Below are 24,796 nucleotides of genomic sequence, written 5' to 3'. Positions count from 1 at the left end.
CAACACATCGTTATTGAAGGGGTGATATGCCAGGCTGAAAAGAGATAACTCCCTGTGTCCATTCATTGTTAATTGATAAAGGATAAGCGCAATGTCCATTAATGGCGAGCAGCCACTCGTGCTCTGGTATAACCAGCTTGGTATGCATGATGTTGAGCGGGTAGGCGGTAAAAATGCCTCTCTGGGTGAAATGATTACTAATCTCTCTTCGCTGGGTGTTTCTGTACCCAATGGATTCGCGACGACATCCTATGCCTTTAACCTGTTTCTTGATCAAAGCGGGCTCAATCAGCGAATTTACGCGCTGCTGGACGAGACCGATATTGATGATGTGAATGCGCTGGCATCAGCAGGTAAGCAGATTCGTCAGTGGGTGGTGGAGACCCCTTTTCTGCCGGAACTGGAGTCCGCCATTCTGGATGCCTATCAGCAACTTTCTGCCGATGATGAGGCCGCGTCGTTTGCTGTCCGCTCCTCGGCCACCGCGGAAGATATGCCCGATGCCTCCTTTGCTGGTCAGCAGGAAACCTTCCTGAATGTGCAGGGTATCGACGCCGTGATGGTGGCGGTGAAGCATGTCTTTGCTTCGCTGTTTAATGACCGCGCTATCTCTTACCGCGTGCACCAGGGCTATGATCACCGTGGCGTCGCGCTCTCTGCGGGTATTCAGCGCATGGTGCGCTCTGACCTGGCCTCTTCAGGTGTGATGTTCACCATTGATACGGAGTCTGGCTTTGATCAGGTGGTCTTTATAACTGCTGCGCTGGGACTGGGTGAAATGGTGGTGCAGGGTGCCGTTAACCCGGACGAATTCTACGTCCACAAGCCCACGCTGGCAGCGGATCGTCCCGCTATCGTGCGCCGCAATATGGGGTCGAAAAAGGTTCGCATGGTCTATGCCGATTCTCAGGCGCATGGCGAGCAGGTTCAGATCGAAGATGTGCCTGAAGCCGAACGTGATCGTTTTTGCTTAAGTGATGAGGAAGTGCAGGCCCTGGCTAAACAGGCTGTCTTAATTGAACAGCATTATCAGCGTCCGATGGATATTGAGTGGGCCAAAGATGGGCACACCGGTAAGTTGTTCATCGTTCAGGCGCGTCCTGAAACTGTGCGCTCAAATGGTCAGGTCATGGAACGTTATACGTTGCAGGGTCAGGGCAGCGTGGTGGTGGAAGGCCGTGCTATCGGTCATCGTATTGGCGCAGGCGTGGTGAAGGTCATCCACGATATCAGCGAAATGCACCGCATTGAAAAAGGTGATGTGCTGGTGACGGATATGACCGATCCGGACTGGGAACCGATCATGAAAAAGGCGTCAGCGATTGTCACTAACCGTGGCGGGCGAACCTGTCATGCGGCAATCATCGCGCGTGAACTGGGTATCCCTGCTGTCGTTGGCTGTGGCGATGCAACCGATCGTCTGAAGGAGGGTCATCAGGTCACGGTTTCCTGTGCTGAGGGCGACACCGGCTACGTCTACGATCAGTTGCTTGATTTTGATGTCACCAGTTCTCAGGTCGATTCGCTGCCTGAACTACCGCTGAAAATTATGATGAACGTGGGCAACCCCGATCGTGCCTTTGATTTCGCCTGTCTGCCTAACGAAGGTGTCGGTCTGGCGCGTCTGGAATTTATCATTAACCGTATGATTGGCGTCCACCCTAAAGCGCTACTGGAATTCGATCAACAGACACCGGAACTGCAACAGCAGATCCGTAAAATGATGAAAGGATTTGATAATCCGGTCGAGTTTTACATTGGCCGCCTGACTGAAGGAATTGCCACACTTGGCGCGGCATTTGCACCGAAACGTGTAATAGTCCGACTTTCCGACTTTAAAACGAACGAATATGCCAATCTCGTGGGCGGTGAGCGCTACGAGCCTGAAGAAGAAAACCCGATGCTGGGATTCCGTGGTGCAGGTCGCTATGTAGCGGACAGCTTCCGGGATTGTTTCGCGCTTGAGTGCGAAGCGGTGAAGCGTGTTCGCAATGAGATGGGCCTTACGAACGTTGAGATCATGGTTCCGTTTGTTCGTACCGTGGATCAGGCGCAGGCCGTGGTTGAAGAGCTGGCACGTCAGGGACTGAAGCGCGGCGAAAACGGGCTGAAGATCATTATGATGTGCGAGATTCCGTCCAATGCGCTACTGGCGGATCAGTTCCTGCAGCACTTTGATGGCTTCTCAATTGGATCTAACGACATGACCCAGCTGACGCTGGGGCTGGACCGCGACTCCGGCGTTGTCTCTGCACTGTTTGACGAGCGTAATGAAGCCGTGAAAGCGCTGCTTTCCATGGCGATCAAAGCGGCCAAAAAACAGGGTAAATATGTCGGAATCTGTGGGCAGGGACCGTCCGACCATCAGGATTTTGCCGCATGGCTGATGGAAGAGGGCATCGACAGCCTGTCGCTGAACCCGGATACCGTAGTGGAAACCTGGGTGAGTCTGGCGCAGTTAAATAAAACCGCCTGATCCCCGGTTGTAGCAAGCATAAAGGCCCGCATTGCGGGCCTTTTCTATTTATAGCTGGCTTATTTCAGGCAAAAAAAAGCCCATCACAGGGGATGGGCAAAGACTACACACAGCAATTCTTTACTCTACTCAGGGGAATAAGTTTGTCTGAAAATCATCAGGTTGATTTCGAACATAGGAAACATGTTATTCATACGGCTAGCTGTCGTCTTTAAGAATCCTCTTATTAGTTTAAAGCCGATAATCTTTTGTCATCTTTACCAGGTCATTTGGCTTAAGAAACAGTGCAGAAAGTAATCTTTTTTAGCCCTGAATGGTCGTTTTTAGGTCAAAGATGGCTTTTTTATTAAAAATCGCTAATGAAAAACAGAATTTATCTGAATGATGAAGAGAGGTGCGGTTAATCATCATTAACCGCACTAATCAATGTACATCAGGGGGATTGGCGCAAAGTGCCATTGCACCGCATCATACAGCTGGTGGGGTACCCTCGTGATCGGCCAGTGCATCAGCCGAGGCCATCGGGTCTTTATCCGGGGCGGGCGCTTCATGTACCCAGACCGAAACCAGACGGTAGGAAACCGCCAGAACCACCGGGCCGATAAACAGACCAATCATGCCGAACGCGAACAGGCCACCAATCACGCCTGAGAGGATCAGAATCATCGGCAGGTCTGCGCCCATACGGATTAACATCGGGCGCAGAACGTTATCCATCGTGCCGACCACGCAGCTCCAGACCAGCAACACGGTGCCCCAGGTGGTATCGCCGCTCCAGTAGAGATAGATGATGGCAGGAACCAGCACCAGCAGTGGACCGAGCTGTACCAGGCAGCAGAGGATCATCAGTACCGTTAACAGCGTGGCATAAGGAATACCGGAGATCGCCAGACCGATACCGCCCAGCACACCCTGCACCAGCGCCGTCACCACCACACCCAGCGCTACGGCACGAATGGATTGTGCCGCCAGCAGCACCGCAGCATCACCGCGTCGTCCCGCCATGCGAAACGCGAAGTGACGGATGCCCTGGGCAGCCTGTTCGCCACGCCAGTAAAGCAGCACGCTGAACAGTAACATCACGCCCAGATGGATCATAAAACGCCCGAAATGACCGGCCTGAGCCACAAAAAAGCCTGTGGTGCGGCCGATGTAAGGCTGTATTTTCGCCATCACACCGGCACCGCCACTCGCCACCAGCGTGTCATAACTGACATACAGCTTTTTACCCACCATCGGGATTTCCCTGAGCCACGTCAGTTTCGGCATCGTGTGGCCCTGGGTCACCCAGGCAATCACAGGCGCACTGTTATCGATCAGGCTGCTGACCAGCAGGGCGATTGGAATAATAAACAGCAAGAGCAGCAGCAGTGTCATGACGATCACCGCCAGTGAACGGCGTCCCCATAACAGTCGCTGGAATTTCAGCATCAATGGCCAGGTGGCAATCACCACCATGCTGGCCCAGGCAAAGCCCAGAATAAACGGCTGCACCACCCATAAACAGGCGACGATCAGCAGCAGAATGAACATCAGGGTGAAGAGTATTTGCGGTAAATCCATATCCCGGTACTGGCTTTTCATCATTGACTCATAACCTCGTCTTAATCCTTCATTTTCGGGCATTCGGATGCCCGTTTTTATCATGATCTATTTGCCAGGGATTAAACAGCGTCGTGGTGAAAGGTTTTTGCCTTTTCTGAAAAAAGGGCAGACGCAGGAAAAATATGATAAAACGAGAAATCGCTAACGTATAAACGCAAACGTTTACAACACCTTCGGTCAGACAATCATGATCCCACAGATTTCGCAGGCGCCGGGCCTCGTTCAACTGGTGCTGACGTTCCTTGAGTCACTGAAAGAGCAGGGTTTTACCGGTGACATGGCAACCAGCTATGCCGATCGTCTTTCACTCTCTACCGATAACAGCATCTATCAGCTGCTGCCCGACGCGGCGCTCTTTCCACGCTCAACCGCCGATGTTGCACTGCTCGCCCGCGTGGCCGGCGAAGCGCGCTTTGCCAGTCTGGTCTTTACCCCACGTGGTGGCGGCACTGGCACAAACGGGCAGTCGCTGAATCAGGGGATCGTGGTGGATATGTCGCGCTACATGAACCGCATCCTGGAGATCAATACGGATGAGGGCTGGGTTCGGGTTGAAGCCGGTGTGATTAAAGATCAGCTGAATGCCTGGCTGAAACCATTTGGCTTTTTCTTCTCGCCAGAATTATCGACCAGTAACCGTGCGACATTGGGCGGAATGATCAATACCGATGCGTCTGGTCAGGGCTCGCTGGTTTACGGCAAAACGTCGGATCACGTTCTGGGCTTGCGGGCTGTGCTGCTGGGCGGCGATATGCTTGATACGCGGCCTATGGCGACGGCGCTGGCAGAAACACTGGCACAGACGGCCACCCCGGAAGGGCGGATCTATCAGCAGGTGCTGACGCGTTGCCGCGAGCATCGTGCGCTGATTCTGGAAAAGTTTCCAAAGCTGAATCGGTTCCTGACCGGCTATGACCTGCGCCATGTGTTCAGCGACGACATGCAGACCTTTGACCTGACACGCCTGTTGTGCGGCGCTGAAGGAACGCTGGCCTTTATCACCGAAGCGCGACTCGATATCACGCCGCTGCCTAAAGTGCGGCGGCTGGTGAACATTAAATATGACTCTTTTGACTCGGCCCTGCGCAACGCGCCATTGATGGTGGAAGCGCAGGCGCTCTCAGTCGAGACTGTTGACTCTAAAGTACTGAATCTGGCTCGTGAAGATATCGTCTGGCACTCGGTGAGTGAATTAATTACTGACGTACCCGATAAAGCGATGCTGGGTCTCAATATTGTTGAATTCGCCGGTGACAACGCAGCGCTGATCGATCAGCAGATTGAACAACTTTGTGCCCGCCTTGACGCGCTGATGGCTCAGCATCAGGGCGGCGTCATTGGCTATCAGTTCTGTAACGACCTGGATGGCATTGAGCGCATTTATAACATGCGTAAAAAAGCGGTGGGTCTGCTGGGGAATGCCAAAGGCCGCGCTAAGCCGATTCCGTTTGTGGAAGACACTGCCGTTCCGCCGGAAAAACTGGCGGACTATATTGTCGAATTTCGCGCGCTGCTTGATAGCCACGGTTTGAGTTACGGTATGTTTGGTCACGTCGATGCAGGCGTCCTGCACGTGCGTCCTGCGCTGGATATGTGCGATCCGCAGCAGGAGATGATGATGAAACAGATCTCCGACGATGTGGTGGCGCTGACTGCGCGCTACGGCGGCCTGCTGTGGGGCGAACATGGCAAAGGTTTCCGCGCCCAGTATAGTCCGGCATTCTTTGGCGAGACGCTGTTTAACGAACTGCGGCGCATCAAAGCCGCCTTTGACCCGTTAAACCGTCTTAACCCAGGCAAAATCTGCACGCCCTTTAATCGTAACGACGAGATGATGCAGGTGGATGCAGTGAAGCGCGGCACCTTTGATCGGCAGATTCCGGTCACGGTGCGCGATGAATGGCGTGGGGCGATGGAGTGTAACGGCAACGGGTTGTGTTTTAACTTTGATGTTCGCAGCCCGATGTGCCCTTCCATGAAGATTACCCGCAACCGCATTCACTCTCCTAAGGGACGGGCGACGCTGACGCGGGAATGGCTGCGGCTGCTGGCCGAACAGGGTGTCGATCCCCTGGTACTGGAAAAGCAGCTGCCGGAAAACACGCTGTCGCTGCGCGGCTTGATTACCCGCACACGCAACAGCTGGCACGCCAGCAAAGGGGAGTATGACTTCTCTCACGAGGTAAAGGAGGCGATGTCGGGCTGCCTGGCCTGTAAGGCCTGCTCGACCCAGTGTCCGATCAAAATTGACGTACCCGCGTTCCGTTCGCGCTTCCTCCAGCTTTATCACACCCGCTATCTGCGTCCGGTCAGCGATCATCTGGTGGCGGCGGTTGAGAGCTATGCACCACTGATGGCGAAAGCGCCGAAGGTGTTCAATTTCTTCCTGCGTCAGCCCTGGGTGAAAGAGCTAAGTAAAACGCATATCGGTATGGTCGATCTGCCTCTGCTCTCGGCGCCAAATCTGAAACAGCAGCTCAGCGGTCATCCCGCCATGAACATGACGCTGGAACAGCTGGAGGCGTTGTCAGCTGCCGATCGCGCAAACTGTGTGCTGGTGGTGCAGGATCCGTTTACCAGCTTTTACGAAGCCCAGTTGGTAAACGATTTTGTCAGGCTGATTGAGAAGCTGGGCTACCGTCCGGTACTGCTGCCATTCTCGCCTAACGGCAAAGCGCAGCATGTGAAAGGTTTCCTGCAGCGTTTTGCACGCACGGCAGCTCGCACCGTCGATTTTCTTAATCGGGTCGCCAAACTGGAACTGCCGATGGTGGGCGTCGATCCGGCTACCGTGCTCTGCTATCGCGATGAGTATCGTCAGACGCTGGGTGAATCGCGCGGCGACTTCAGCGTATTGCTGGTGCATGAATGGTTAGAGCGTGCCCTGGCAGAACGTGAGGTGCAGGCCACGGGCGGGGAGTCCTGGTATCTGTTTGCGCACTGCACCGAGGTAACCGCGCTGCCTTCAGCGCCCACCCAGTGGCAGGCGATTTTCTCCCGTTTTGGCGCAAAGCTGGAGAACATCAATGTAGGTTGCTGCGGCATGGCGGGCACGTATGGGCACGAAAGTCAGAACCTCGAAAACTCGCTAGGGATCTATGCGCTCTCCTGGCATCCACAGCTTCAGCGACTGCCTCGTCAGCGCTGCCTGGCCACGGGTTATTCATGCCGTAGTCAGGTCAAGCGTGTAGAAGGCAATGGCATGCGCCATCCGCTTCAGGCATTGTTAGAGATAATGTAAAAAAATTGTGCGCGACGTCACGCCGTGGCTGGATTAGAATATCCAGCCTGCGTGACGCACAAAGTCACTTTGCAGCACGGTGGCTTTGTTCCATTCTCCGACCATGGCCAGTTGATGGCAGAGTCGGGTCAGGGACAATCGCGCCAGTTGATAAGCCTGAAGGCGAAACAGGCGATCGCGATCGTCGTTTCCCATCTCCTGCAGCAGTCGGTGATGCAGTTTACCCATGGCGTGCAGGTAACTCTGATCGTCACCGTTCATCTGGCAGACTTCTGCCATATCCTGACAGGCATCATTGAACTGACGTAGCTGATGGATCGTGCAGTCGGCCCGGTCAAGTTTTGCCTGTGCCATATAAAAGTCGACGGTGATATCCCGCATCGAAAACTGGTATTCGTCGATTTTATGCTGCAGCCAGGCTGAGACAGAAAGGGTCATCGCGTCGCTCTGAATGTTAATGATAATAATTATCATATTCATCCGAGCCGTGATTGCAACGGGTGAGCAGAAAAATTTATCGATTTATCCTGCCTGTCGGTATAATCGGAAATAACAATCTGTTTACATCGAAGAAAGGCGTAACCTATCAATAAGCACTTTTATCAAAAATGGTTATTTTAAAAAGAGTGATTTATTAATAGGTTATCATCCGCTTATTGACGCTGATTCTTTTACCGCAGGGTGAGCGGGAGCAACTATGCTTAATAAATAAGCAGATAAAACAGCACTAGATGATTATCCCTGCAAAACAAGAGGTTGAAGTGATTGTGTAGATCACTACCATAGGGGGATAGCCTGAAAAGGTCCGGACTCAAGAGGTATCAACATGGCATCCGTTAATACAGACTCTTTCTCACCCGACGATTTTGTCTGGAAAGGGTTGACGCTGACTGAAACCGCAGCAAAACAAATTCTCAATCTGGCGGCTCAGGATCCTGAAGTCAAGGGTCTTCGGCTTGGCGTTAAACAATCCGGTTGCGCCGGGTTTGGCTACGTCATGGATCTGGTTAAAGAGCCTGTCGAAGACGATCTGCAGTTCTCATTCCACGGCGCAACGCTGTTTGTGCCGCTTCAGGCGATGCCATTCGTTGATGGCACCGAGCTTGATTACGTTCGCGAAGGCCTGAATCAGATTTTTAAATTCAATAACCCTAAAGCTCAGCACGCCTGCGGGTGCGGTGAAAGCTTTGGCGTCGAGTAAGTGAAATATGTCACGACACAGCGAAACATCTGACGATGTACAAATCTGGGAAGGCAAGCTCAACTATAAAGAGGGCTTCTTTACCCAACTGCAGACCGAAGAATTTGCCAACGGCATCAATGAAGATGTGGTGAGGGCGATCTCGGCCAAGCGTAACGAGCCAGAGTGGATGCTGGAGTTTCGTCTAAAGGCTTTTCGTGCCTGGCTTGAAATGGAAGAGCCACACTGGCTGAAAGCCCACTACGAAAAACTCGACTACCAGGATTACAGCTACTACTCCGCGCCCTCCTGCGGCAACTGCGATGACAGCTGTGCTTCCGAGCCGGGTGCCATGCAGGCTTCAGGCAGCGCGCCAGCCAGCGACTATCTGACGCAGGAAGTGGAAAATGCGTTTAATCAGCTGGGTGTGCCGGTACGTGAAGGTCGTGAAGTGGCGGTTGACGCCATTTTCGACTCCGTGTCGGTCGCGACCACCTATCGTGGCAAGCTGGCGGAGCAGGGGATTATCTTCTGTTCATTCGGCGAAGCGATTCAGGAACATCCTGAGCTGGTGAAGCAGTACCTCGGCACGGTGGTTCCGGCGAATGATAACTTCTTTGCTGCGCTGAACTCAGCGGTCGCCTCAGACGGCACCTTCGTCTACATCCCGAAAGGGGTGCGTTGCCCGATGGAGCTGTCGACCTATTTCCGTATCAACGCCGCGAAAACCGGTCAGTTCGAGCGCACCATCCTCATCGCCGATGAAGACAGCTACGTCAGCTACATTGAAGGCTGTTCCGCGCCAGTACGTGATACTTACCAGCTGCACGCAGCCGTGGTGGAAGTGATTATCCACAAAAATGCTGAAGTGAAATATTCGACCGTTCAGAACTGGTTCCCTGGCGGCGAAGGTGAGGGCGGTATCCTTAACTTTGTGACCAAGCGTGCGCTGTGTGAAGGTGACCACAGCAAAATGTCCTGGACGCAGTCTGAAACCGGTTCTGCGATCACCTGGAAATACCCAAGCTGCATTCTGCGCGGGGACTACTCGGTAGGCGAATTCTATTCAGTGGCATTGACCAGCGGTCGTCAGCAGGCCGACACCGGCACCAAGATGATCCACATTGGTAAAAACACCAAATCGACCATTATCTCTAAGGGGATCTCGGCCGGTAAAAGTCAGAACACCTATCGCGGGCTGGTGAAGATCATGCCAACCGCCACCAATGCCCGTAACTTTACGCAGTGTGACTCGATGCTGATCGGTCCGGATTGTGGTGCACATACTTTCCCGTATGTCGAAACCCGCAACAATACCGCCCAGCTGGAGCATGAAGCTACTACCTCACGTATCGGCGAAGATCAGATGTTCTACTGTCTGCAACGCGGTATCAGTGAAGAAGATGCGATCTCAATGATCGTGAATGGCTTCTGTAAAGACGTATTCTCGGAGTTGCCACTGGAATTTGCCGTGGAAGCCCAGAAATTGTTAGCCATCAGCCTTGAGCACAGTGTGGGCTGATGCCGTCACACGCCTTGCCGGAAGCAATGTGAAGGAATAAGAATGTTAAGCATTAAAGATTTGCAGGTCAGTGTTGAAGATAAAGCCATTCTGCGTGGCCTGAATCTCGAAATTAAACCAGGCGAAGTGCATGCCATCATGGGCCCGAACGGCTCAGGTAAAAGTACGCTGTCGGCTACGCTGGCAGGCCGCGAAGATTATGAAGTCACGGGCGGTTCAGTGACCTTCAAAGGCAAAGATTTGCTGGAACTGGCGCCTGAAGAGCGTGCCGGTGAAGGCATCTTTATGGCCTTCCAGTATCCGGTCGAGATTCCTGGCGTCAGTAACCAGTTTTTCCTGCAAACCTCGGTGAACGCGGTGCGCAAATATCGTCAGCAGGAAGAGCTGGATCGCTTCGATTTCCAGGACTTCATTGAAGAGAAAATTCAGCTGCTGAAGATGCCGGAAGATTTGCTGACCCGTTCAGTTAACGTCGGCTTCTCCGGTGGTGAGAAGAAGCGTAACGATATTCTGCAGATGGCAGCGCTGGAACCTGAGCTCTGCATCCTGGATGAGACCGACTCCGGTCTGGATATTGATGCCCTGAAAATTGTTGCGAATGGCGTGAACAGCCTGCGCGACGAGAAGCGCGCCTTTATCATCGTGACGCACTACCAGCGTATTCTGGACTACATCAAGCCAGACTTCGTTCATGTGCTGTATCAGGGCAAAATCGTGAAATCTGGCGACTTCTCGCTGGTGAAACAGCTGGAGGAGCAAGGTTATGGCTGGCTTACCGACGAAGAGTGATTCTGCGCTGCAACAGTGGCATCACCTGTTTGAATCACGTGGCGACGTGCGTTCTCTGCAGGCTCAGCAGCACTGGCAGCAACTGATGCGCGTTGGCCTGCCAACACGCAAGCATGAAAACTGGAAGTACACGCCGCTGGACACGCTGCTGTCTCAGCAGTTTGTACTGCCCGATGCGCCTCAGACCCTGAGTGCCGAACAGGTTGATGCGCTTGCGCTGCCGCTGGATGCGATCCGTCTGGTATATGTTGACGGTCACTTCCAGCCTGAATTCAGTAGCCGCGACATCGAACTGTTCGAGGTTCAGCACAGCGTGGCCGCTGAGCGTCGTCCGCTCCCCGCTGCGGTTCAGCCGGAAATTTTCCTGCATCTGACAGAAAGTCTGGCGGAAGAGGTAACGACCCTGCGTCTGGCACGCGGTAAATCCGCTGCGCGTCCGATCTACCTGCTGCATATCACCAGTGGCCAGCAGACGGGCATGAATACGGTTCACTATCGTCATCATCTGCAGCTTGAAGAGAGTGCAGAAGCGGAAGTCATTGAGCACTACGTTTCCCTGGATGAGCGCGCCCATTTCACTGGCACGCGCTTTACCTTTGCGGTCGGCGACAATGCAAAGCTGACCCACACTAAGCTGGCTTTTGAAAGCAGTGCCAGCTACCACTTCGCGCACAACGATCTGGTGATTGGTAATGATGGCCAGGTCAGCAGCACCAGCTTCCTGCTGGGTGCCGGCCTGTCGCGTCACAACACCAGTACGCAGCTGAACGGCGAAAATACTACGCTGGCGATTAACAGCCTGGTGCTGCCGGTGAAACAGGAAGTGGCGGACACCCGCACCTACCTGGAGCACAACAAAGGCCACTGTATGAGCCGCCAGATGCATAAAACCATCGTGCGTGATAAAGGCCGTGCGGTGTTTAATGGTCACATCAAAGTGGCTCAGCATGCGCTGAAGACCGACGGGCAGATGACCAACAACAACCTGTTGCTGGGCAAGCTTTCTGAAGTCGATACGAAACCGCAGCTGGAAATTTACGCGGATGACGTGAAGTGCAGTCACGGTGCCACCATTGGTCGCATCGATGATGAGCAGATGTTCTACCTGCGTTCGCGCGGTATTGAACAGGATGCGGCGCAGACCATGATCATTCATGCATTTGCCGCAGAACTGACAGAAACGCTGGAAAACAGTGTGATGCGTCAGGCCGTGCTGCAGCGTATTGCTGAACGCTTTCCCGGAGGCGACGTATGATGAACTTCGATCTCGAACGCATCAGGGCTGATTTTCCTATCCTGAAGCGTGAGGTCAACGGTCATCCGCTGGCCTATCTTGACAGTGCAGCCAGCGCACAGCGTCCACTCTCGGTGATTAACGCCGAGAGTCATTTCTACCAGCATGGCTATGCGGCCGTGCATCGCGGCATCCATACGCTGAGCCAGCAGGCAACCAGCGACATGGAGAATGTGCGCGAACAGGCTGCCCGTTTCATTAATGCGCAGTCGCAGGAAGAGATCGTCTTTGTCAAAGGCACCACCGAAGGTATCAATCTGGTGGCGAACACCTGGGGCAGCAGTAACCTCCAGGCGGGCGACAACCTGATCATCACTGAGATGGAGCATCACGCCAATATCGTTCCCTGGCAAATGCTGGCACAGCGTTCGGGCGCAGAAGTGCGCGTGCTGCCATTAAATGACAATGGTGAGCTGGCGCTGGAGCATCTGGCGGGTCTGATTGACAGCCGCACCCGATTACTGGCCGTCACGCACGTTTCAAACGTACTCGGCACCGTTAACCCGGTTAAGGCGATCGTGGCCCAGGCCAAAGCTGCCGGCGTCGTCACGCTGGTGGATGGCGCGCAGGCGGTGATGCATGACAAGGTCGACATGCAGGATATCGGCTGCGACTTCTATGTCTTCTCCAGCCATAAACTCTATGGCCCGAACGGCGTCGGGATTCTTTACGGCCGCAAAGCGCTGCTGGATGAGATGCCACCGTGGGAAGGCGGCGGTTCGATGATCGGTCAGGTCATGCTGCCCACCGGCACCACCTGGAACAGTGCGCCATGGCGTTTTGAAGCGGGTACGCCGAATACCGGCGGTATCATCGGCTTTGGTGCGGCACTGGACTATGTACAGGCGCTGGGGCTGGACACCATTCATCAGCGTGAAACCGCACTGATGAACTACGCGCTCGATAAGCTGGGCACCGTACCCGATATTCAGATTTACGGCCCGCAGTCTCGTGCCGGTGTGATTGCCTTTAATCTGGGCAAACACCACGCCTACGACGTCGGCAGCTTCCTGGATCAATATGGTATTGCGATTCGCACCGGACATCACTGTGCGATGCCGCTGATGCAGCACTACAATGTTCCGGCGATGTGCCGTGCCTCCTTCACTTTCTATAACAGTGAAGAGGAAGTGGATCGTCTGGCTGCCGGTCTGACGCGCATTCATCGTCTGCTGGGCGGCTGAACAGTTTTAACGGAGTGAGTGATGGCGACTTTGCCTGAAAAAGAGAAACTGGTTCGCAACTTTAATCGTTGCGCCAACTGGGAAGAGAAGTACCTCTACATTATCGAACTGGGTTCAAAGCTTCCGGAATCTTCTGAAACTTTACACCAGCCGGAAAACGTGATTTCGGGTTGTCAGAGTCAGGTGTGGATCAGAATGACCCCGCAGGAAGATGGTTCGATTGCGTTTGAAGGCGACAGCGATGCCGCTATCGTTAAAGGACTGATGGCTATCGTATTTAGTCTTTATCAGAACCTTCAGCCCGCCGACATTCTGGCGCTGGATGTGCGCCACTGGTTTGGCGAACTGGCCTTGATGCAGCACCTGACGCCCACCCGGTCGCAGGGGCTGGAGGCGATGATTCGGTCTATTCGCCATACCGCTCAGAACCTCAGCTAAGTTACACTTCACAGACGCCATCCGGCGTCTGTTTTTTTATCTGACGAGAAAATTGCATGAAACCTGCTTTACGTTTAGCCGGTGCATTGCTGCTGACCTGTTTTGGGCTCTCTGCACCCGCGTTCGCCACCGAATATCCGCTGCCACCGCCTGACAGTCGCCTGATTGGCGAGAACGTCCTGACACAGGTTCCCGATGATAAACAACCCCTGGAATCGATCGCGTCCCGTTACCAGGTCGGCCTGCTGGGTCTGCTGGAGGCAAATCCCGGTACCGATCCCTGGCTGCCCAAAGCGGGTACCCAGCTGACGGTGCCGCTGCAGATGATCCTGCCCGATACGCCGCGCGAAGGGATTGTAGTGAATCTCGCCGAGCTTCGCCTTTACTACTATCCCAAAGGGGAAGATAAAGTCATCGTCTATCCCATCGGCATTGGCCAACTGGGCGCGGCAACACCCGTCATGGTGACGCAAATCAGCCAGAAAATCCCTAATCCTACCTGGACGCCCACTCCGAACATCCGCAAGCGTTACGCCAAAGAGGGCATTACGCTACCTGGCGTGGTCCCAGCCGGACCGGATAATCCGATGGGACAGTTTGCCATGCGTCTGGCGCGCGGCACTGGCCAGTACCTGATTCACGGCACCAATGCGAAGTTTGGCATCGGCATGCGCGTCAGTTCAGGCTGCATCCGCCTGCGCTCAGAGGATATTGAAGCACTGTTTAACGCTGCGCCAAAAGGCACGCGTGTTCAGATTATCAACCAGCCGGTGAAGTACGCCGTGGAGCCGGATGGGAAACGCTACGTGGAAGTGCACCAGCCGCTATCGCATAACGACAAAGACGATCCGCAGACCATGCCGATTGCGATCACCGGTGACCTGAAGAAGTTCATGAAAAATGAGAAGAGTGATAATGCGCTGATTAAAGCCAGCTTAACGCGCCGCTCAGGCATGCCTGTGCTGGTGAGCAGTGGAGATCCGGTACAGAGTGATACCGTGCCGCCTGCGGGGCTGGAGAGTGCCTCTGCGAGCGCGGAGAACCCGGTTTCACAGACTGAAGGTAAAGCCGTTCAACCCTGAGCAACATGTACCCGAAAGGGGGAATTCAGGCAAAAAAATGGCGCCATAAAGGCGCCATTTTTAAACCAGAACTCTTACTTACGGTAAGAGTGAGCCTGGTTGTCCAGACGCTGGTTAGCGCGAGCTGCGTCATCTTTAGCAGCCTGAACGTCTGAACGCACTGCGTTCACGTCGTTGCTCAGCTGGTCAACTTTAGCGTTCAGAGTCTGAACGTCTGAAGACAGCTGGTCGATTTTAGCGTTGCTTGAGCAACCAGCCAGCATAGTTGAAGCCAGAACTACCGCGCCCAGTACCAGTTTAGTACGATTCATTATTTATACCCTCTAGATTGAGTTAATCTCCATGTAGCGTTACAAGTATTACACAAAGCTTTTTAAGTTGAGAATAAATTTTTGATGAGAAGATGCTTAAATTTGATCGTTCGCTCAAAGAAGCAGCGGATCACAGAATATGATAAAAAAATTAAGGGAAAACAGAGAGATTTAATCGGATTAACCTTAATATTAAGAGTATTTGAATAGTTATTTTCGATTGGAATTTTCTGGTATTTGGTTTAAGTAGAAATAAAAAAAGCGCCTGGCTCAGGCGCTTCAAAATAATGGCTTAAGAAAGTTTTACAGGACGTGAACGGAAGCAGTGTTGGTAGTTCCGCTTGGTACTAATGCACCTGACACCAGAACCACGACATCACCTTTCTGGCCATAGCCACTTTCCAGCGCCGCTTCTTTACCCAGACGATAGAAATCGTCAGTTGATGCGATCTCAGTCACCAGACGCGTCTCAATGCCTTTACTCAGGATTAGCTGACGTGCAGTGGTCGGATTGGTGGTCAGCGCCAGAATAGTTGCGTTCGGGAAATATTTACGTACAGATTTCGCCGACTTACCGCCTTCGGTAGCCACCACAATCAGTGGAGCTTCCAGCTTCTCAGCGGTCTCAACAGCACCACGGCAGACGGCTTCAGTGATACGCATCTTGCGGTTATCACTCTGGCTATCAATACGGGACTTCATCACACGATCGGTACGTTCGCAGATGGTCGCCATAATGGTGACTGACTCCAGCGGATAACGGCCTTTGGCGCTCTCACCTGACAGCATAACTGCATCAGTACCATCAAGGATGGCGTTGGCGACGTCACCGGCTTCTGCGCGGGTAGGGCGCGGGTTCTTGATCATGGAATCAAGCATCTGGGTAGCTGTGATAACCACTTTGCGTGCTTTATTACATTTTTTGATCATCATCTTCTGCGCGAAGATCACTTCTTCAACCGGGATCTCAACGCCCAGGTCACCACGTGCAACCATGATGCCGTCTGACGCTTCGAGGATTTCGTCGAAGTTGTTCAGACCTTCCTGGTTTTCAATTTTGGAGATGATCTGGATGTGTTCGCCACCGTTCTGTTTCAGGTGCTCACGAATTTCCAGCACGTCTGAACGTTTACGGATGAAAGAGGCAGCGACAAAGTCAACGCCCTGCTCACAACCAAAAATCAGATCGCGCTTATCTTTTTCAGCCAGAGCGGGCAGCTGGATAGAAACACCTGGCAGGTTAACGCCTTTGTTCTCACCCAGATCGCCATTGTTCAGGACTTTACACACCACGGTATTTTCAGTGACTTCGGTGACTTCCATGCCGATCAGGCCATCATCGACCAGCACTGTGTTGCCGATTTTCAGGTCAGCCGTGAAGCCTGGATAGGTAACTGCAACGCGTTCGCTGTTACCGATCACGCTCTGATCAGTCGTAAAGGTAAATGTCTGGCCAGCTTTCAACGCCGCATCGTTACCGCCTTCCAGCTTCATGGTGCGGATTTCAGGGCCTTTGGTATCCAGCAGAATCGCGGCCTGACGACCGGTTTTTTGCATAACGGCACGCATATTGGTGATGCGCTGACCATGCTCGGCATAGTCGCCGTGAGAGAAGTTAAGACGCATGACATTCATGCCAGCTTCAAGGAGCTGAGTCAGCATCTCTTCGGATTCGGTTTTCGGGCCGATTGTACAAACGATTTTAGTCTTTTTCATGACGGATTTTCTGTAAGTTGTGATGGATGAATAAGGGCGGAATTCGATGGCAGCGCATCGAAGTGAAATTTCTGATTGAGACTGAAAAGGGCAGTACTGAGTAAGAATAGGTGACGAAGGCCAGGCGTGCAGGGAAGTTGTGCGGTTACGGTTGGTAACCACCACGCTGTTGTTGCGCAAATCATTTGAGTTATCGCAGTAAGCACGTGATCGCTGAAACCTTTCAAGTAAGCAACGCGGGACAGTATAGACGCTAAGTATGCGAAAACCAATCAAAAAGCAGAGGGGAGAAGCGATGCAGATCAATAAAAGGAGGCGTTGCGCAAACTGAAGGAATTCTGAAAGTGGTGCGCTCTAATGGACTCGAACCATCGACCCCCACCATGTCAAGGTGGTGCTCTAACCAACTGAGCTAAGAGCGCATACTAAATATTGGTGCGTCCGAGTGGACTCGAACCACCGACCCCCACCATGTCAAGGTGGTGCTCTAACCAACTGAGCTACGGACGCACTTGGTGCGCTCTAATGGACTCGAACCATCGACCCCCACCATGTCAAGGTGGTGCTCTAACCAACTGAGCTAAGAGCGCAACATGCTGTCAGGGCGACAGCGGGGACGAATATTAACGGCAGTGTGTAAGCCTGGCAAGGGGAAAATAGTTTTTTCGCCATGACTGAGCAGCAACTGTGCTAACCGTCGTTTTTTTCGACATTGCGGGCCACGAATGACCCGCGTTTAAAGCTATCGCGCTGCACGCGTCAGGATAATGTCCGCCGGTAACTGCTGTAACCGCCTGATACGCCAGAGCATCATCAGCGCCGCTGAGGTCAGACCGATAATAAAACCGCACCAGAAACCCGCCGGACCCATCCGCGGCACAATCCAGTCGGTCAGTGCCAGCAGGTAGCCCGCGGGCAGTCCCAGCAGCCAGTAAGCGATAAAGGTAATAAAGAAAATCGACCGCGTATCTTTATAGCCGCGCAGGATCCCGCTGCCAATCACCTGTATTGAGTCCGAAAACTGATAAATGGCCGCCAGCAGCATCAGCTGTGCCGCCAGTGTCACCACCTCGGGATTATCGTTATAGAGCAGAGCGATCTGATGACGAAACGTGACGGTAAAAATCGCGGTCAGCGCGGCCATGCTGATGCCCACGCCCTGGGCGGTCCAGGCCGCGACCCGTGCCTGCTCGGTGGAACCCTGACCCAGACGATAACCGACGCGAATGGTGGTCGCGACACCCAGCGACAGCGGCAACACAAACATCAGTGAACTGAAGTTCAGCGCAATCTGGTGACCCGCCACATTGACGATACCCAGTGGCGAGACCAGCAGAGCAACAACGGCAAACAAGGTGACCTCAAAAAAGAGTGCCAATGCCACTGGCAATCCCAGCGTCATCAGGCGGCTCAGAATCGGACGCGAAGGAGGCGACCAGCGGCTCTCAAGCCGGATATCACGCATGCTGCCCATCCGGCGCACCCAGAAGCGCATACAGATAAATATCACCCAGTAAACAGAGGCGGTCGCTACACCACAGCCGACACCCCCCAGGGCAGGCATGCCGAAGTGCCCATAAATAAAGACATAGTTGAGCGGGATGTTGAACATCAAGCCCAGAAAGCCCAGCACCATGCCGGGTTTGGTTTTCGACAGCCCCTCGCACTGATTGCGCAGCACCTGGAAGAAGAGGTAGCCAGGCGCGCCAAACAGCAGGGCATGCAAATAGCCTTCTGCTTTCAGCGCCAGCGCAGGATCGATGTCATGCATCGCCCGGATGAGATAGCCTGCATGCCATAACAGCACCATAATCAGCAGCGAGACGAAGAAAGCGAGCCAGTATCCCTGGCGAATCTGTTCGCCGATGCGTTCGCGGCGACCTGAACCGTTGAGTTGCGCAACGGTGGGCGTCAATGCAAGCAGAAGACCATGACCAAACAGGATGGCCGGAAGCCAGACAGAGGTGCCGACAGCAACGGCGGCCATATCCGTGGCGCTGACTGCACCGGCCATAATGGTATCCACAAATCCCATTGCGGTTTGCGCCACCTGAGCAAGGATGACTGGAATCGCAAGGGCCAGCAATTGACGCGCTTCTGTTAAATACTTCTGCACGTTAACACCTGACTTGTTGAAAGAATTAAAAGGGCAGAAAAGCCCAGGAAATTGCGCGGGCTAGTGTAACTGGCGCAATAGCATTCGCCAATCTTTGTCACACAATGCGTTTTACGCCGTCATTAAATAGAGGGCGTCGGCTGAAATCTAACACCTGACCTGAGCTGTGATAAACTAGCGCAAACTTCGCAGAGGCAAAGACTATGTTTACCGGTATTGTGCAGGGCACCGCAGAAATCGTGTCCATTGAAGAGAAAGAACTGTTTCGTACCCACACTGTCCGACTGCCGGAAGCGCTTTTACCGGGTCTGGCGCTGGGCGCATCTGTCGCGCACAACGGTTGCTGTTTAACCGTGACGGCAATTGACGGCGACTGCGTCAGTTTTGATTTAATTAAAGAGACCTTGCGGGTAACTAACCTGGGTGATTTACGTCAGGGTGATGTGGTCAATATTGAGCGTGCAGCCCGATTCAGCGATGAAATAGGCGGTCATCTGATGTCAGGTCATATTATGACCACCGCTGAGATCTGCAAGATTATCCAGTCAGAACATAACCGCGAAGTCTGGTTTAAAATCCAGGACCCGACGCAGATGAAATATATTCTGCATAAAGGTTTTGTCGGCATCGACGGTATCAGCCTGACAGTCGGCGATGTGACGAAGACCAAATTCTGCGTCTATCTGATCCCGGAAACGCTGGAGCGCACCACGCTGGGCGCGAAGACGTTTGGCGATCGGGTTAATATTGAGATCGATCCGCACACGCAGGCAATCGTAGAGACCGTTGAGCGGGTATTAGCACAGCGCGATGCCGCGGCAGCGATGAGCATGCTGACCGGCCAGACTGCCTCTGAGAGTTAATAAGCGGCAAAGATTGCTCGAGAGCCAATCCGGGTGAATCTGGCAGCGATATAATAGCCTTAAGCACAGGGAACACAGTCAGAAGAGGAAAGCATCCCCCGCCACGGATAACGGGTTTTGTCTCTTTCAAATCTTTCTGTGTTCCTGTGCTGTTACACGCTCAAAACTGAACAGGCCCTTATTTTAAAGCCTTTAGCGCGGCAGCATCTTTATGACCCTACCGCGCCACCCGTAATCCGCCCTCAACACCGCGACTGAACACAATCTGCCACAGCTGAATATCACGCGCCCGGAAGGCACCGGCACAGGCATTGAGATAATAAGAGAACATCCGTTTAAAGCGTTCACCATATTTATCAGCCAGCTCTGGCCAGGCCTGCACAAAGCGTTCATGCCAGGCCATCAATGTTTTGTCGTAATCGGCACCAAAGTTATGCCAGTCTTCCAGAATAAAGTGGGGCTCGCTGGCATCCGCCACATGACGCACTGAAGGCAGACAACCATTGGGGAAGATATATTTATCGATCCAGGGATCGACGCTCATATCGGTCCTGATTGCACCAATAGTGTGAAGCAGGAAAATACCGTCAGGTTTTAAATTACGATCGACCACATCGAAATAGGTGGCGTAATTTTTTGGCCCGACATGTTCAAACATCCCCACTGAAACAATACGATCAAACTGCTCATTCAGATCGCGATAATCCTGTAACAGAATCGTGACGTCTAATCCGTTACAGCGCTGCTGCGCCAGTTTTTGCTGTTCGGCGGAAATCGTCACGCCATGCACTTTGACGCCGTAATGACGTGCAGCAAATTCCGCCAGCCCGCCCCAGCCACAGCCAATATCCAGCAGCGACATCCCGGGTTCCAGCGCTAATTTCCGGCAGATCATATCCAGCTTGGCTTCCTGTGCTGTCGCCAGCGTCGTGGCCTCTTTCCAGTAGCCACAGGAATATTGCATATAAGGATCAAGCATCAGTGAAAAAAGATCGTTGCCGAGATCGTAATGTTCTTTACCGACAATCCAGGCCCGTTTTTTTGATTGCAGATTCGTTAAGCGAGCGGCGGCAATGCGCAACGTATCTTTAAAGTGATGAGGCAATTGCTGATCGAGTTTATGTTTAAGTACGTGATGGAAGAACATATCCAGCCGGTCACACTCCCACCATCCATCCATATAGCTCTCACCGAGCCCAAGTGAACCCTCCTGCAGAACACGTTTAAAAAAACCTGGATGCGTGACATGAATATCCCATGGACGTGAACCATTGATTTCGACATCCGCTGATTCCAGCAGTTCATGAACGATGCGATACCAATGGTTCTCTTCCGGGCTCACTACTTCAGCATAAGATGAACTCATAGCTTTTCCACCACCTGTCCAATCTGAACCTGAACAAAGAGTAGCCAATTTCGTCAGGCATTGAGAAACGTTACGGATGACTCCGCACACCGGTTATTGTGTGATACAGAGGACTGGAATAGCCTGCAGCTGGACGGGCAAGATGAGAATAACGCGCGCGAATACCGTCCCGGCAACAGGGTGCCAATCAGATTATTACGTTATTATATTGTTGATTTATTACAGATTTGTTGACCCGAATGAGTATATTCTCACGCGGGTCAATATTCAATGACTTATTGTTAGGATGCTAACTAAGAAGTCAGTATGTCAGTGATTATCCTGGCAGGCAGGTTGCGCTGAGGCAACAACACTTTGTGCGCTGGCGGCACGCTGCATGGCGAAGCCGAACAGCGCGAGCACAATGGTCGCCGTCATCGTGAGTGTGGTGGTAAACAGAGCCTGAGTTAATCCGGCTGATACCGCCAGGCTTGCGGCGAAGCACAGCCCCAACTGCAGTGTGTTCTGCAATGCGGCCGCTTTGCCGGTGGCATTCGGGAAGGGCATTAATGCACTGGACACCACAATTGGATAGATCGCGCCGTTAGCCAGCGCCATGCCGCAGAATGGAACCATGAGGCTCACCAGCGTGCTGTTGCCGGCAAGCGCAACAGCAAACAGCGCCAGAATGCTCAGGCTGTAGATACCCAGTAACCAGGGCAGCAATTGTGCGCCGTTAAAGCGGTTGAGCAGGGTGCGACAGCCGAAGCCACCTATCAGAAACGCGAGGGTCTGTGGCACATAACTCAGGCCGATGTCGGCAGGCGAGAGACCCAAATCCGCCAGAATAAACGGCGAGCCCGTCAGCCAGGCAAAGAAGCTGGCAGAACAGGCAGAGTAAATCAGCACGTTGCCACTATAAACCCGCGATTTGAGCAGAGTAAAGAAACCCGGCTGTGCCTTTTTTTCACCTGCGACTTTGCGAACAGTGGGCAGACGCAACGTGGTCAGGATTAGCGCTACCGCAATCAGGGTCAGCACCAGGAAGATTGAACGCCAGTGGAAATGACCAATCAGCCAGGCGCCCAGCAACGGGGCCAGTGCCGGAGAGAGTGCAACCAGCGGCATAATGGTGGCGAAAACTTTGTTGGCACGTGCGGCAGGGTAGCGATCCACGACCAGTGCCTGCCAGCTAACGGCAGCAGCACAGACGCCAATCGCCTGAACAAAACGCAGCGCCAGCATCAGATAGATATCATTGACCCACAGCATGCCTGCACAACCCACCCCAAACATGGCCAGCCCGGTCAGCAGCACAGGTTTACGGCCGATGCGATCGGAGAGGGGTCCCCAGAAGAGCTGACCCACAGCGAAGCCTCCCAGAAAGAGACTCATACTGGCGCTAATCAGGCCGGGTGAGGTGTTAAACGTTTGCTGCATCGCGCCAAAGGCGGGCAGGTACATATCGGTGGCTAAAAAGCCGAGCATGCTCAGCAGGGCAAGGTAAGGCATAAATCCTTTATTCGACAACATCTCATTCTCATTTTTGCAGGATAAACGCGGCAGAGTGTAAAAGGTGCGTTTGCTGCTGTGAAACGGTAATATTTGCCGCTTGCTGTTAAAAATTTTGAAGGCAGATTATGTGGTCAGAATATGCATTAGAAGTGGTTGACGCGGTCGCCCGTGGAGGCAGCTTTAGCGCTGCCGCGCAGGAGTTACATCGGGTGCCCTCTGCCATCAGTTACACGGTGCGGCAGCTGGAGAGCTGGCTGGCCGTGCCGCTGTTTGAGCGTCAGCACCGTGAAGTGGTACTGACTCCGGCAGGCGAGCATTTTGTCCGTGAAGGGCGCAGCGTCATCAAAAAAATGCTAGCCACACGACGACAGTGTCAGCAGCTGGCCAACGGCTGGCGCGGTCAGCTCAGCATCGCGGTTGACCGTATCGCTAAACCTCAGCGCACCCGGCAACTGGTTAAAGATTTCTATCGCCATTTCCCCGATATGGAGCTGATCATCAGCTATGAAGTTTTTAACGGTGTCTGGGATGCGCTGGCCGATGGCCGGGTAGAAGTGGCCATTGGGGCTACCCAGGCGATCCCGGTGGGCGGACGTTTTGCGTTTCGCGATATGGGCACGCTCAACTGGCGCTGCGTGGTCGCGCCCGATCATCCCCTGACGCAGGCGAGCCAGATCGATGACGACACGCTGCGTAGCTGGCCGTCACTGGTGCTGGAAGATACTTCACGCGCACTGCCGCGCCGAATGACATGGACGCTGGATAACCAGCGCAGGCTGGTGGTGCCGGAATGGCAAACCGGGCTGGAGTGCGTGCAGGCGGGATTGTGTGTGGCGATGGTGCCGGGTCATCTTGCCAGGCCACTGCTCGACAGCGGCGATCTGGTTGAACTGACCCTGCCGGTGGCGTTTCCGGACAGTCCCTGCTGTGTCAGCTGGGCTGAGGATCGCGCATCACCGGCGACTGGCTGGTTGCTCAGCTACCTGGGTGATGCGCAAACGCTTAATCAGGAGTGGTTAAGCGAGGATTAACGGCGATAGTCGCGGAATGGACCGTCGGCCACCGAGCGCCGCTCAATCAGCGTAGGGTGGACTTCAATCGTCTGTGACACTTCACGCTTACTGGTGATGCGGTCCAGCAGCATATCCAGCGCTTTTTCACCTAACTGGGCTTTAGGCTGATGCACGGTGGTCAGCGCCGGTGCGAAATAGCGGGCGTTGCGCACATTATCATAACCGATCACCGAAATATCCTGCGGTACGCGCAAACCCATTTCGTCGGCGGCGCAAATTGCACCCATTGCCATGATATCACCACCGCAGAACACCGCCGTCGGGCGCTGTTTCTGTGACAGGATCTGCTGCATCGCCTGATAGCCCGATTCCGGCTCAAAGTCACCCTGGACAATCCACTCGGCGCGCGGCTGAATGCTGGCTTCTTCCAGCGCCTTCAGGAAACCGGCGTGACGTCCGCCACCGGTATTGCGCTCCATCTGACCGGGGATAGCACCAATGTCGCGGTGACCGCGTTCAATCAGATAGCGACCTGCCAGATATCCACCCTGGAACGCATTATCCAGAACCGTGTCGGTGAAGTCGGCGCGCGATTCGCCCCAGTCCATTACCACCATCGGGATGTTACGGTTCTCTTCCAGCATCTGCAGCAGGTCGTCTGGATATTCTGAGCACATCACCAGCAGACCATCGACACGCTTCTGCGCCATCATGCTGAGATAGGCGCGCTGTTTTTGCAGATCGTTATGCGAATTCCCCAGAATCAGCGTATAGCCTTTGTCAAAACAGTGATTTTCAATCGCTTCAATAATCTCTGCGAAATAGGGGGCTTCGCTGGAGGTCGCCAGCAGGCCCAGCGTTCTGGTGTGGTTCACTTTCAGGCTGCGCGCCACGGCGCTTGGCGAATAGTGCAGTTCTTTTATCGCCTGCCAGACCGCGTTGCGCGTCTCTTCTGCGACAAAGCGGGTTTTATTGATGACGTGCGAAACCGTCGTCGTTGAGACGCCAGCGCGTTTCGCCACATCTTTAATTGTTGCCATGAAAATCGGACTCCAGTGCTTATCTAACTCTATGATAAGCGTAGTGTTAAACGTTTGCGTCTGCTC

The 24,796-nt window shown here is 53.5% G+C and carries 19 protein-coding genes, 3 tRNA genes and 1 other RNA gene; 11 read left to right on the top strand and 12 right to left on the bottom strand.

What is annotated here, in order from left to right:
- Nucleotides 1–91 precede the first annotated feature (91 nt).
- Nucleotides 92–2,476: a phosphoenolpyruvate synthase gene (gene ppsA, locus P2R09_RS13550; protein WP_275770396.1), complete on the top strand. Its 2,385-nt coding sequence runs from the start codon at nt 92–94 to the stop codon at nt 2,474–2,476.
- Between the two features lie 68 nt (nt 2,477–2,544).
- On the opposite strand, the gene rprA is transcribed toward ppsA, so the two are convergent.
- Both rprA and ydiK read right to left on the bottom strand, forming a co-directional pair.
- An RNA gene (gene rprA, locus P2R09_RS13545) (antisense sRNA RprA) lies at nt 2,545–2,652 on the bottom strand.
- Between the two features lie 292 nt (nt 2,653–2,944).
- Nucleotides 2,945–4,060, bottom strand: a complete 1,116-nt coding sequence (ydiK, locus tag P2R09_RS13540) for an AI-2E family transporter YdiK (protein ID WP_110411772.1) — start codon at nt 4,058–4,060, stop codon at nt 2,945–2,947.
- A 208-nt stretch (nt 4,061–4,268) separates the two neighbouring features.
- Here ydiK and P2R09_RS13535 point away from each other — a divergent pair, with 208 nt between their 5' ends.
- Complete coding sequence (locus P2R09_RS13535) at nt 4,269–7,322, top strand: FAD-binding and (Fe-S)-binding domain-containing protein (RefSeq protein ID WP_275770394.1); 3,054 nt, start codon at nt 4,269–4,271, stop codon at nt 7,320–7,322.
- Between the two features lie 33 nt (nt 7,323–7,355).
- Here the strand turns inward: P2R09_RS13535 and P2R09_RS13530 are convergent, their stop codons facing one another.
- Nucleotides 7,356–7,760 (bottom strand): hypothetical protein, encoded by a 405-nt coding sequence (locus tag P2R09_RS13530; RefSeq protein WP_275770741.1) that lies wholly within the window; start codon nt 7,758–7,760, stop codon nt 7,356–7,358.
- A gap of 388 nt (nt 7,761–8,148) precedes the next feature.
- On the opposite strand from P2R09_RS13530, the gene sufA reads away from it, so the two are divergent.
- The 7 genes from sufA to P2R09_RS13495 are packed head-to-tail and all read left to right on the top strand — an operon-like array spanning nt 8,149 to nt 14,811.
- Nucleotides 8,149–8,523 carry a Fe-S cluster assembly scaffold SufA gene (gene sufA / locus P2R09_RS13525; RefSeq protein WP_275770393.1) on the top strand — a complete coding sequence of 125 codons (375 nt, stop codon included), beginning with the start codon at nt 8,149–8,151 and terminating at the stop codon, nt 8,521–8,523.
- A gap of 7 nt (nt 8,524–8,530) precedes the next feature.
- On the top strand, nt 8,531–10,024 hold the full coding sequence (sufB, locus tag P2R09_RS13520; protein ID WP_003853227.1) for a Fe-S cluster assembly protein SufB: 1,494 nt from the start codon (nt 8,531–8,533) through the stop codon (nt 10,022–10,024).
- 42 nt (nt 10,025–10,066) lie between these two features.
- Entirely contained in the window at nt 10,067–10,813 is a 747-nt protein-coding gene (sufC, locus tag P2R09_RS13515; RefSeq protein WP_003853225.1) for a Fe-S cluster assembly ATPase SufC, read from the top strand.
- Nucleotides 10,788–12,068: a Fe-S cluster assembly protein SufD gene (sufD, locus tag P2R09_RS13510; RefSeq protein ID WP_275770390.1), complete on the top strand. Its 1,281-nt coding sequence runs from the start codon at nt 10,788–10,790 to the stop codon at nt 12,066–12,068. The genes sufC and sufD overlap by 26 nt, the downstream gene beginning before the upstream one ends.
- Nucleotides 12,068–13,291: a cysteine desulfurase SufS gene (gene sufS, locus P2R09_RS13505; RefSeq protein WP_275770739.1), complete on the top strand. Its 1,224-nt coding sequence runs from the start codon at nt 12,068–12,070 to the stop codon at nt 13,289–13,291. Before sufD ends, sufS begins: the two co-directional genes overlap by 1 nt.
- A gap of 21 nt (nt 13,292–13,312) precedes the next feature.
- The gene (sufE, locus tag P2R09_RS13500) at nt 13,313–13,729 is read left to right on the top strand and encodes a cysteine desulfuration protein SufE (protein ID WP_275770387.1); all 417 of its coding nucleotides are present in this window, start codon (nt 13,313–13,315) and stop codon (nt 13,727–13,729) included.
- A gap of 56 nt (nt 13,730–13,785) precedes the next feature.
- Nucleotides 13,786–14,811 (top strand): L,D-transpeptidase family protein, encoded by a 1,026-nt coding sequence (locus P2R09_RS13495; protein ID WP_275770385.1) that lies wholly within the window; start codon nt 13,786–13,788, stop codon nt 14,809–14,811.
- A gap of 74 nt (nt 14,812–14,885) precedes the next feature.
- Here P2R09_RS13495 and P2R09_RS13490 read toward each other — a convergent pair whose 3' ends face one another.
- From P2R09_RS13490 to P2R09_RS13465, 6 genes are all read right to left on the bottom strand, one after another.
- Complete coding sequence (locus P2R09_RS13490; protein ID WP_003853216.1) at nt 14,886–15,122, bottom strand: major outer membrane lipoprotein; 237 nt, start codon at nt 15,120–15,122, stop codon at nt 14,886–14,888.
- 303 nt (nt 15,123–15,425) lie between these two features.
- A complete protein-coding gene (pykF, locus tag P2R09_RS13485; RefSeq protein WP_275770377.1) occupies nt 15,426–16,838 on the bottom strand; it encodes a pyruvate kinase PykF in 1,413 nt (470 codons plus the stop codon).
- A 345-nt stretch (nt 16,839–17,183) separates the two neighbouring features.
- Nucleotides 17,184–17,260 (bottom strand) — tRNA-Val (locus P2R09_RS13480).
- 11 nt (nt 17,261–17,271) lie between these two features.
- A tRNA-Val gene (locus P2R09_RS13475) sits at nt 17,272–17,348 on the bottom strand.
- A 3-nt stretch (nt 17,349–17,351) separates the two neighbouring features.
- Nucleotides 17,352–17,428: transfer RNA gene (locus tag P2R09_RS13470), tRNA-Val, on the bottom strand.
- 152 nt (nt 17,429–17,580) lie between these two features.
- On the bottom strand, nt 17,581–18,954 hold the full coding sequence (locus tag P2R09_RS13465; protein ID WP_275770375.1) for an MATE family efflux transporter: 1,374 nt from the start codon (nt 18,952–18,954) through the stop codon (nt 17,581–17,583).
- Between the two features lie 203 nt (nt 18,955–19,157).
- Between P2R09_RS13465 and P2R09_RS13460 the strand changes: the two genes are divergently transcribed.
- Nucleotides 19,158–19,817 carry a riboflavin synthase subunit alpha gene (locus P2R09_RS13460; RefSeq protein ID WP_275770373.1) on the top strand — a complete coding sequence of 220 codons (660 nt, stop codon included), beginning with the start codon at nt 19,158–19,160 and terminating at the stop codon, nt 19,815–19,817.
- Nucleotides 19,818–20,034: 217 nt separating this feature from the next.
- Here P2R09_RS13460 and cfa read toward each other — a convergent pair whose 3' ends face one another.
- Nucleotides 20,035–21,183, bottom strand: a complete 1,149-nt coding sequence (gene cfa / locus P2R09_RS13455) for a cyclopropane fatty acyl phospholipid synthase (RefSeq protein ID WP_275770371.1) — start codon at nt 21,181–21,183, stop codon at nt 20,035–20,037.
- Nucleotides 21,184–21,492: 309 nt separating this feature from the next.
- Nucleotides 21,493–22,695, bottom strand: a complete 1,203-nt coding sequence (gene punC / locus P2R09_RS13450; RefSeq protein ID WP_275770369.1) for a purine nucleoside transporter PunC — start codon at nt 22,693–22,695, stop codon at nt 21,493–21,495.
- 107 nt (nt 22,696–22,802) lie between these two features.
- Between punC and punR the strand changes: the two genes are divergently transcribed.
- On the top strand, nt 22,803–23,708 hold the full coding sequence (punR, locus tag P2R09_RS13445; protein ID WP_003850292.1) for a DNA-binding transcriptional activator PunR: 906 nt from the start codon (nt 22,803–22,805) through the stop codon (nt 23,706–23,708).
- Here punR and purR read toward each other — a convergent pair.
- A complete protein-coding gene (gene purR, locus P2R09_RS13440; protein WP_003850290.1) occupies nt 23,705–24,730 on the bottom strand; it encodes an HTH-type transcriptional repressor PurR in 1,026 nt (341 codons plus the stop codon). The two genes, punR and purR, sit on opposite strands and share 4 nt — an antisense overlap.
- Between the last annotated feature and the right edge of the window lie 66 nt (nt 24,731–24,796).

Source organism: Pantoea sp. Cr_R13 (assembly GCF_029222565.1).
Classification (GTDB): Bacteria; Pseudomonadota; Gammaproteobacteria; order Enterobacterales; family Enterobacteriaceae; genus Pantoea; species Pantoea eucalypti.
This window is presented reverse-complemented; position numbering and strand designations above follow the sequence as displayed.

Excerpts from the sequence above, each read along its gene's own strand:
- sufS (WP_275770739.1), top strand. The coding sequence starts at position 12,068 with ATGAACTTCGATCTCGAACGCATCAGGGCTGATTTTCCTATCCTGAAG.
- P2R09_RS13460 (WP_275770373.1), top strand. The coding sequence starts at position 19,158 with ATGTTTACCGGTATTGTGCAGGGCACCGCAGAAATCGTGTCCATTGAA.
- sufC (WP_003853225.1), top strand. The coding sequence starts at position 10,067 with ATGTTAAGCATTAAAGATTTGCAGGTCAGTGTTGAAGATAAAGCCATT.
- ppsA (WP_275770396.1), top strand. The coding sequence starts at position 92 with ATGTCCATTAATGGCGAGCAGCCACTCGTGCTCTGGTATAACCAGCTT.
- P2R09_RS13490 (WP_003853216.1), bottom strand. The coding sequence starts at position 15,122 with ATGAATCGTACTAAACTGGTACTGGGCGCGGTAGTTCTGGCTTCAACT.
- ydiK (WP_110411772.1), bottom strand. The coding sequence starts at position 4,060 with ATGAAAAGCCAGTACCGGGATATGGATTTACCGCAAATACTCTTCACC.
- purR (WP_003850290.1), bottom strand. The coding sequence starts at position 24,730 with ATGGCAACAATTAAAGATGTGGCGAAACGCGCTGGCGTCTCAACGACG.
- sufE (WP_275770387.1), top strand. The coding sequence starts at position 13,313 with ATGGCGACTTTGCCTGAAAAAGAGAAACTGGTTCGCAACTTTAATCGT.
- sufD (WP_275770390.1), top strand. The coding sequence starts at position 10,788 with ATGGCTGGCTTACCGACGAAGAGTGATTCTGCGCTGCAACAGTGGCAT.
- cfa (WP_275770371.1), bottom strand. The coding sequence starts at position 21,183 with ATGAGTTCATCTTATGCTGAAGTAGTGAGCCCGGAAGAGAACCATTGG.
- P2R09_RS13495 (WP_275770385.1), top strand. The coding sequence starts at position 13,786 with ATGAAACCTGCTTTACGTTTAGCCGGTGCATTGCTGCTGACCTGTTTT.
- sufB (WP_003853227.1), top strand. The coding sequence starts at position 8,531 with ATGTCACGACACAGCGAAACATCTGACGATGTACAAATCTGGGAAGGC.
- P2R09_RS13535 (WP_275770394.1), top strand. The coding sequence starts at position 4,269 with ATGATCCCACAGATTTCGCAGGCGCCGGGCCTCGTTCAACTGGTGCTG.
- sufA (WP_275770393.1), top strand. The coding sequence starts at position 8,149 with ATGGCATCCGTTAATACAGACTCTTTCTCACCCGACGATTTTGTCTGG.
- punR (WP_003850292.1), top strand. The coding sequence starts at position 22,803 with ATGTGGTCAGAATATGCATTAGAAGTGGTTGACGCGGTCGCCCGTGGA.
- pykF (WP_275770377.1), bottom strand. The coding sequence starts at position 16,838 with ATGAAAAAGACTAAAATCGTTTGTACAATCGGCCCGAAAACCGAATCC.
- P2R09_RS13530 (WP_275770741.1), bottom strand. The coding sequence starts at position 7,760 with ATGACCCTTTCTGTCTCAGCCTGGCTGCAGCATAAAATCGACGAATAC.
- punC (WP_275770369.1), bottom strand. The coding sequence starts at position 22,695 with ATGTTGTCGAATAAAGGATTTATGCCTTACCTTGCCCTGCTGAGCATG.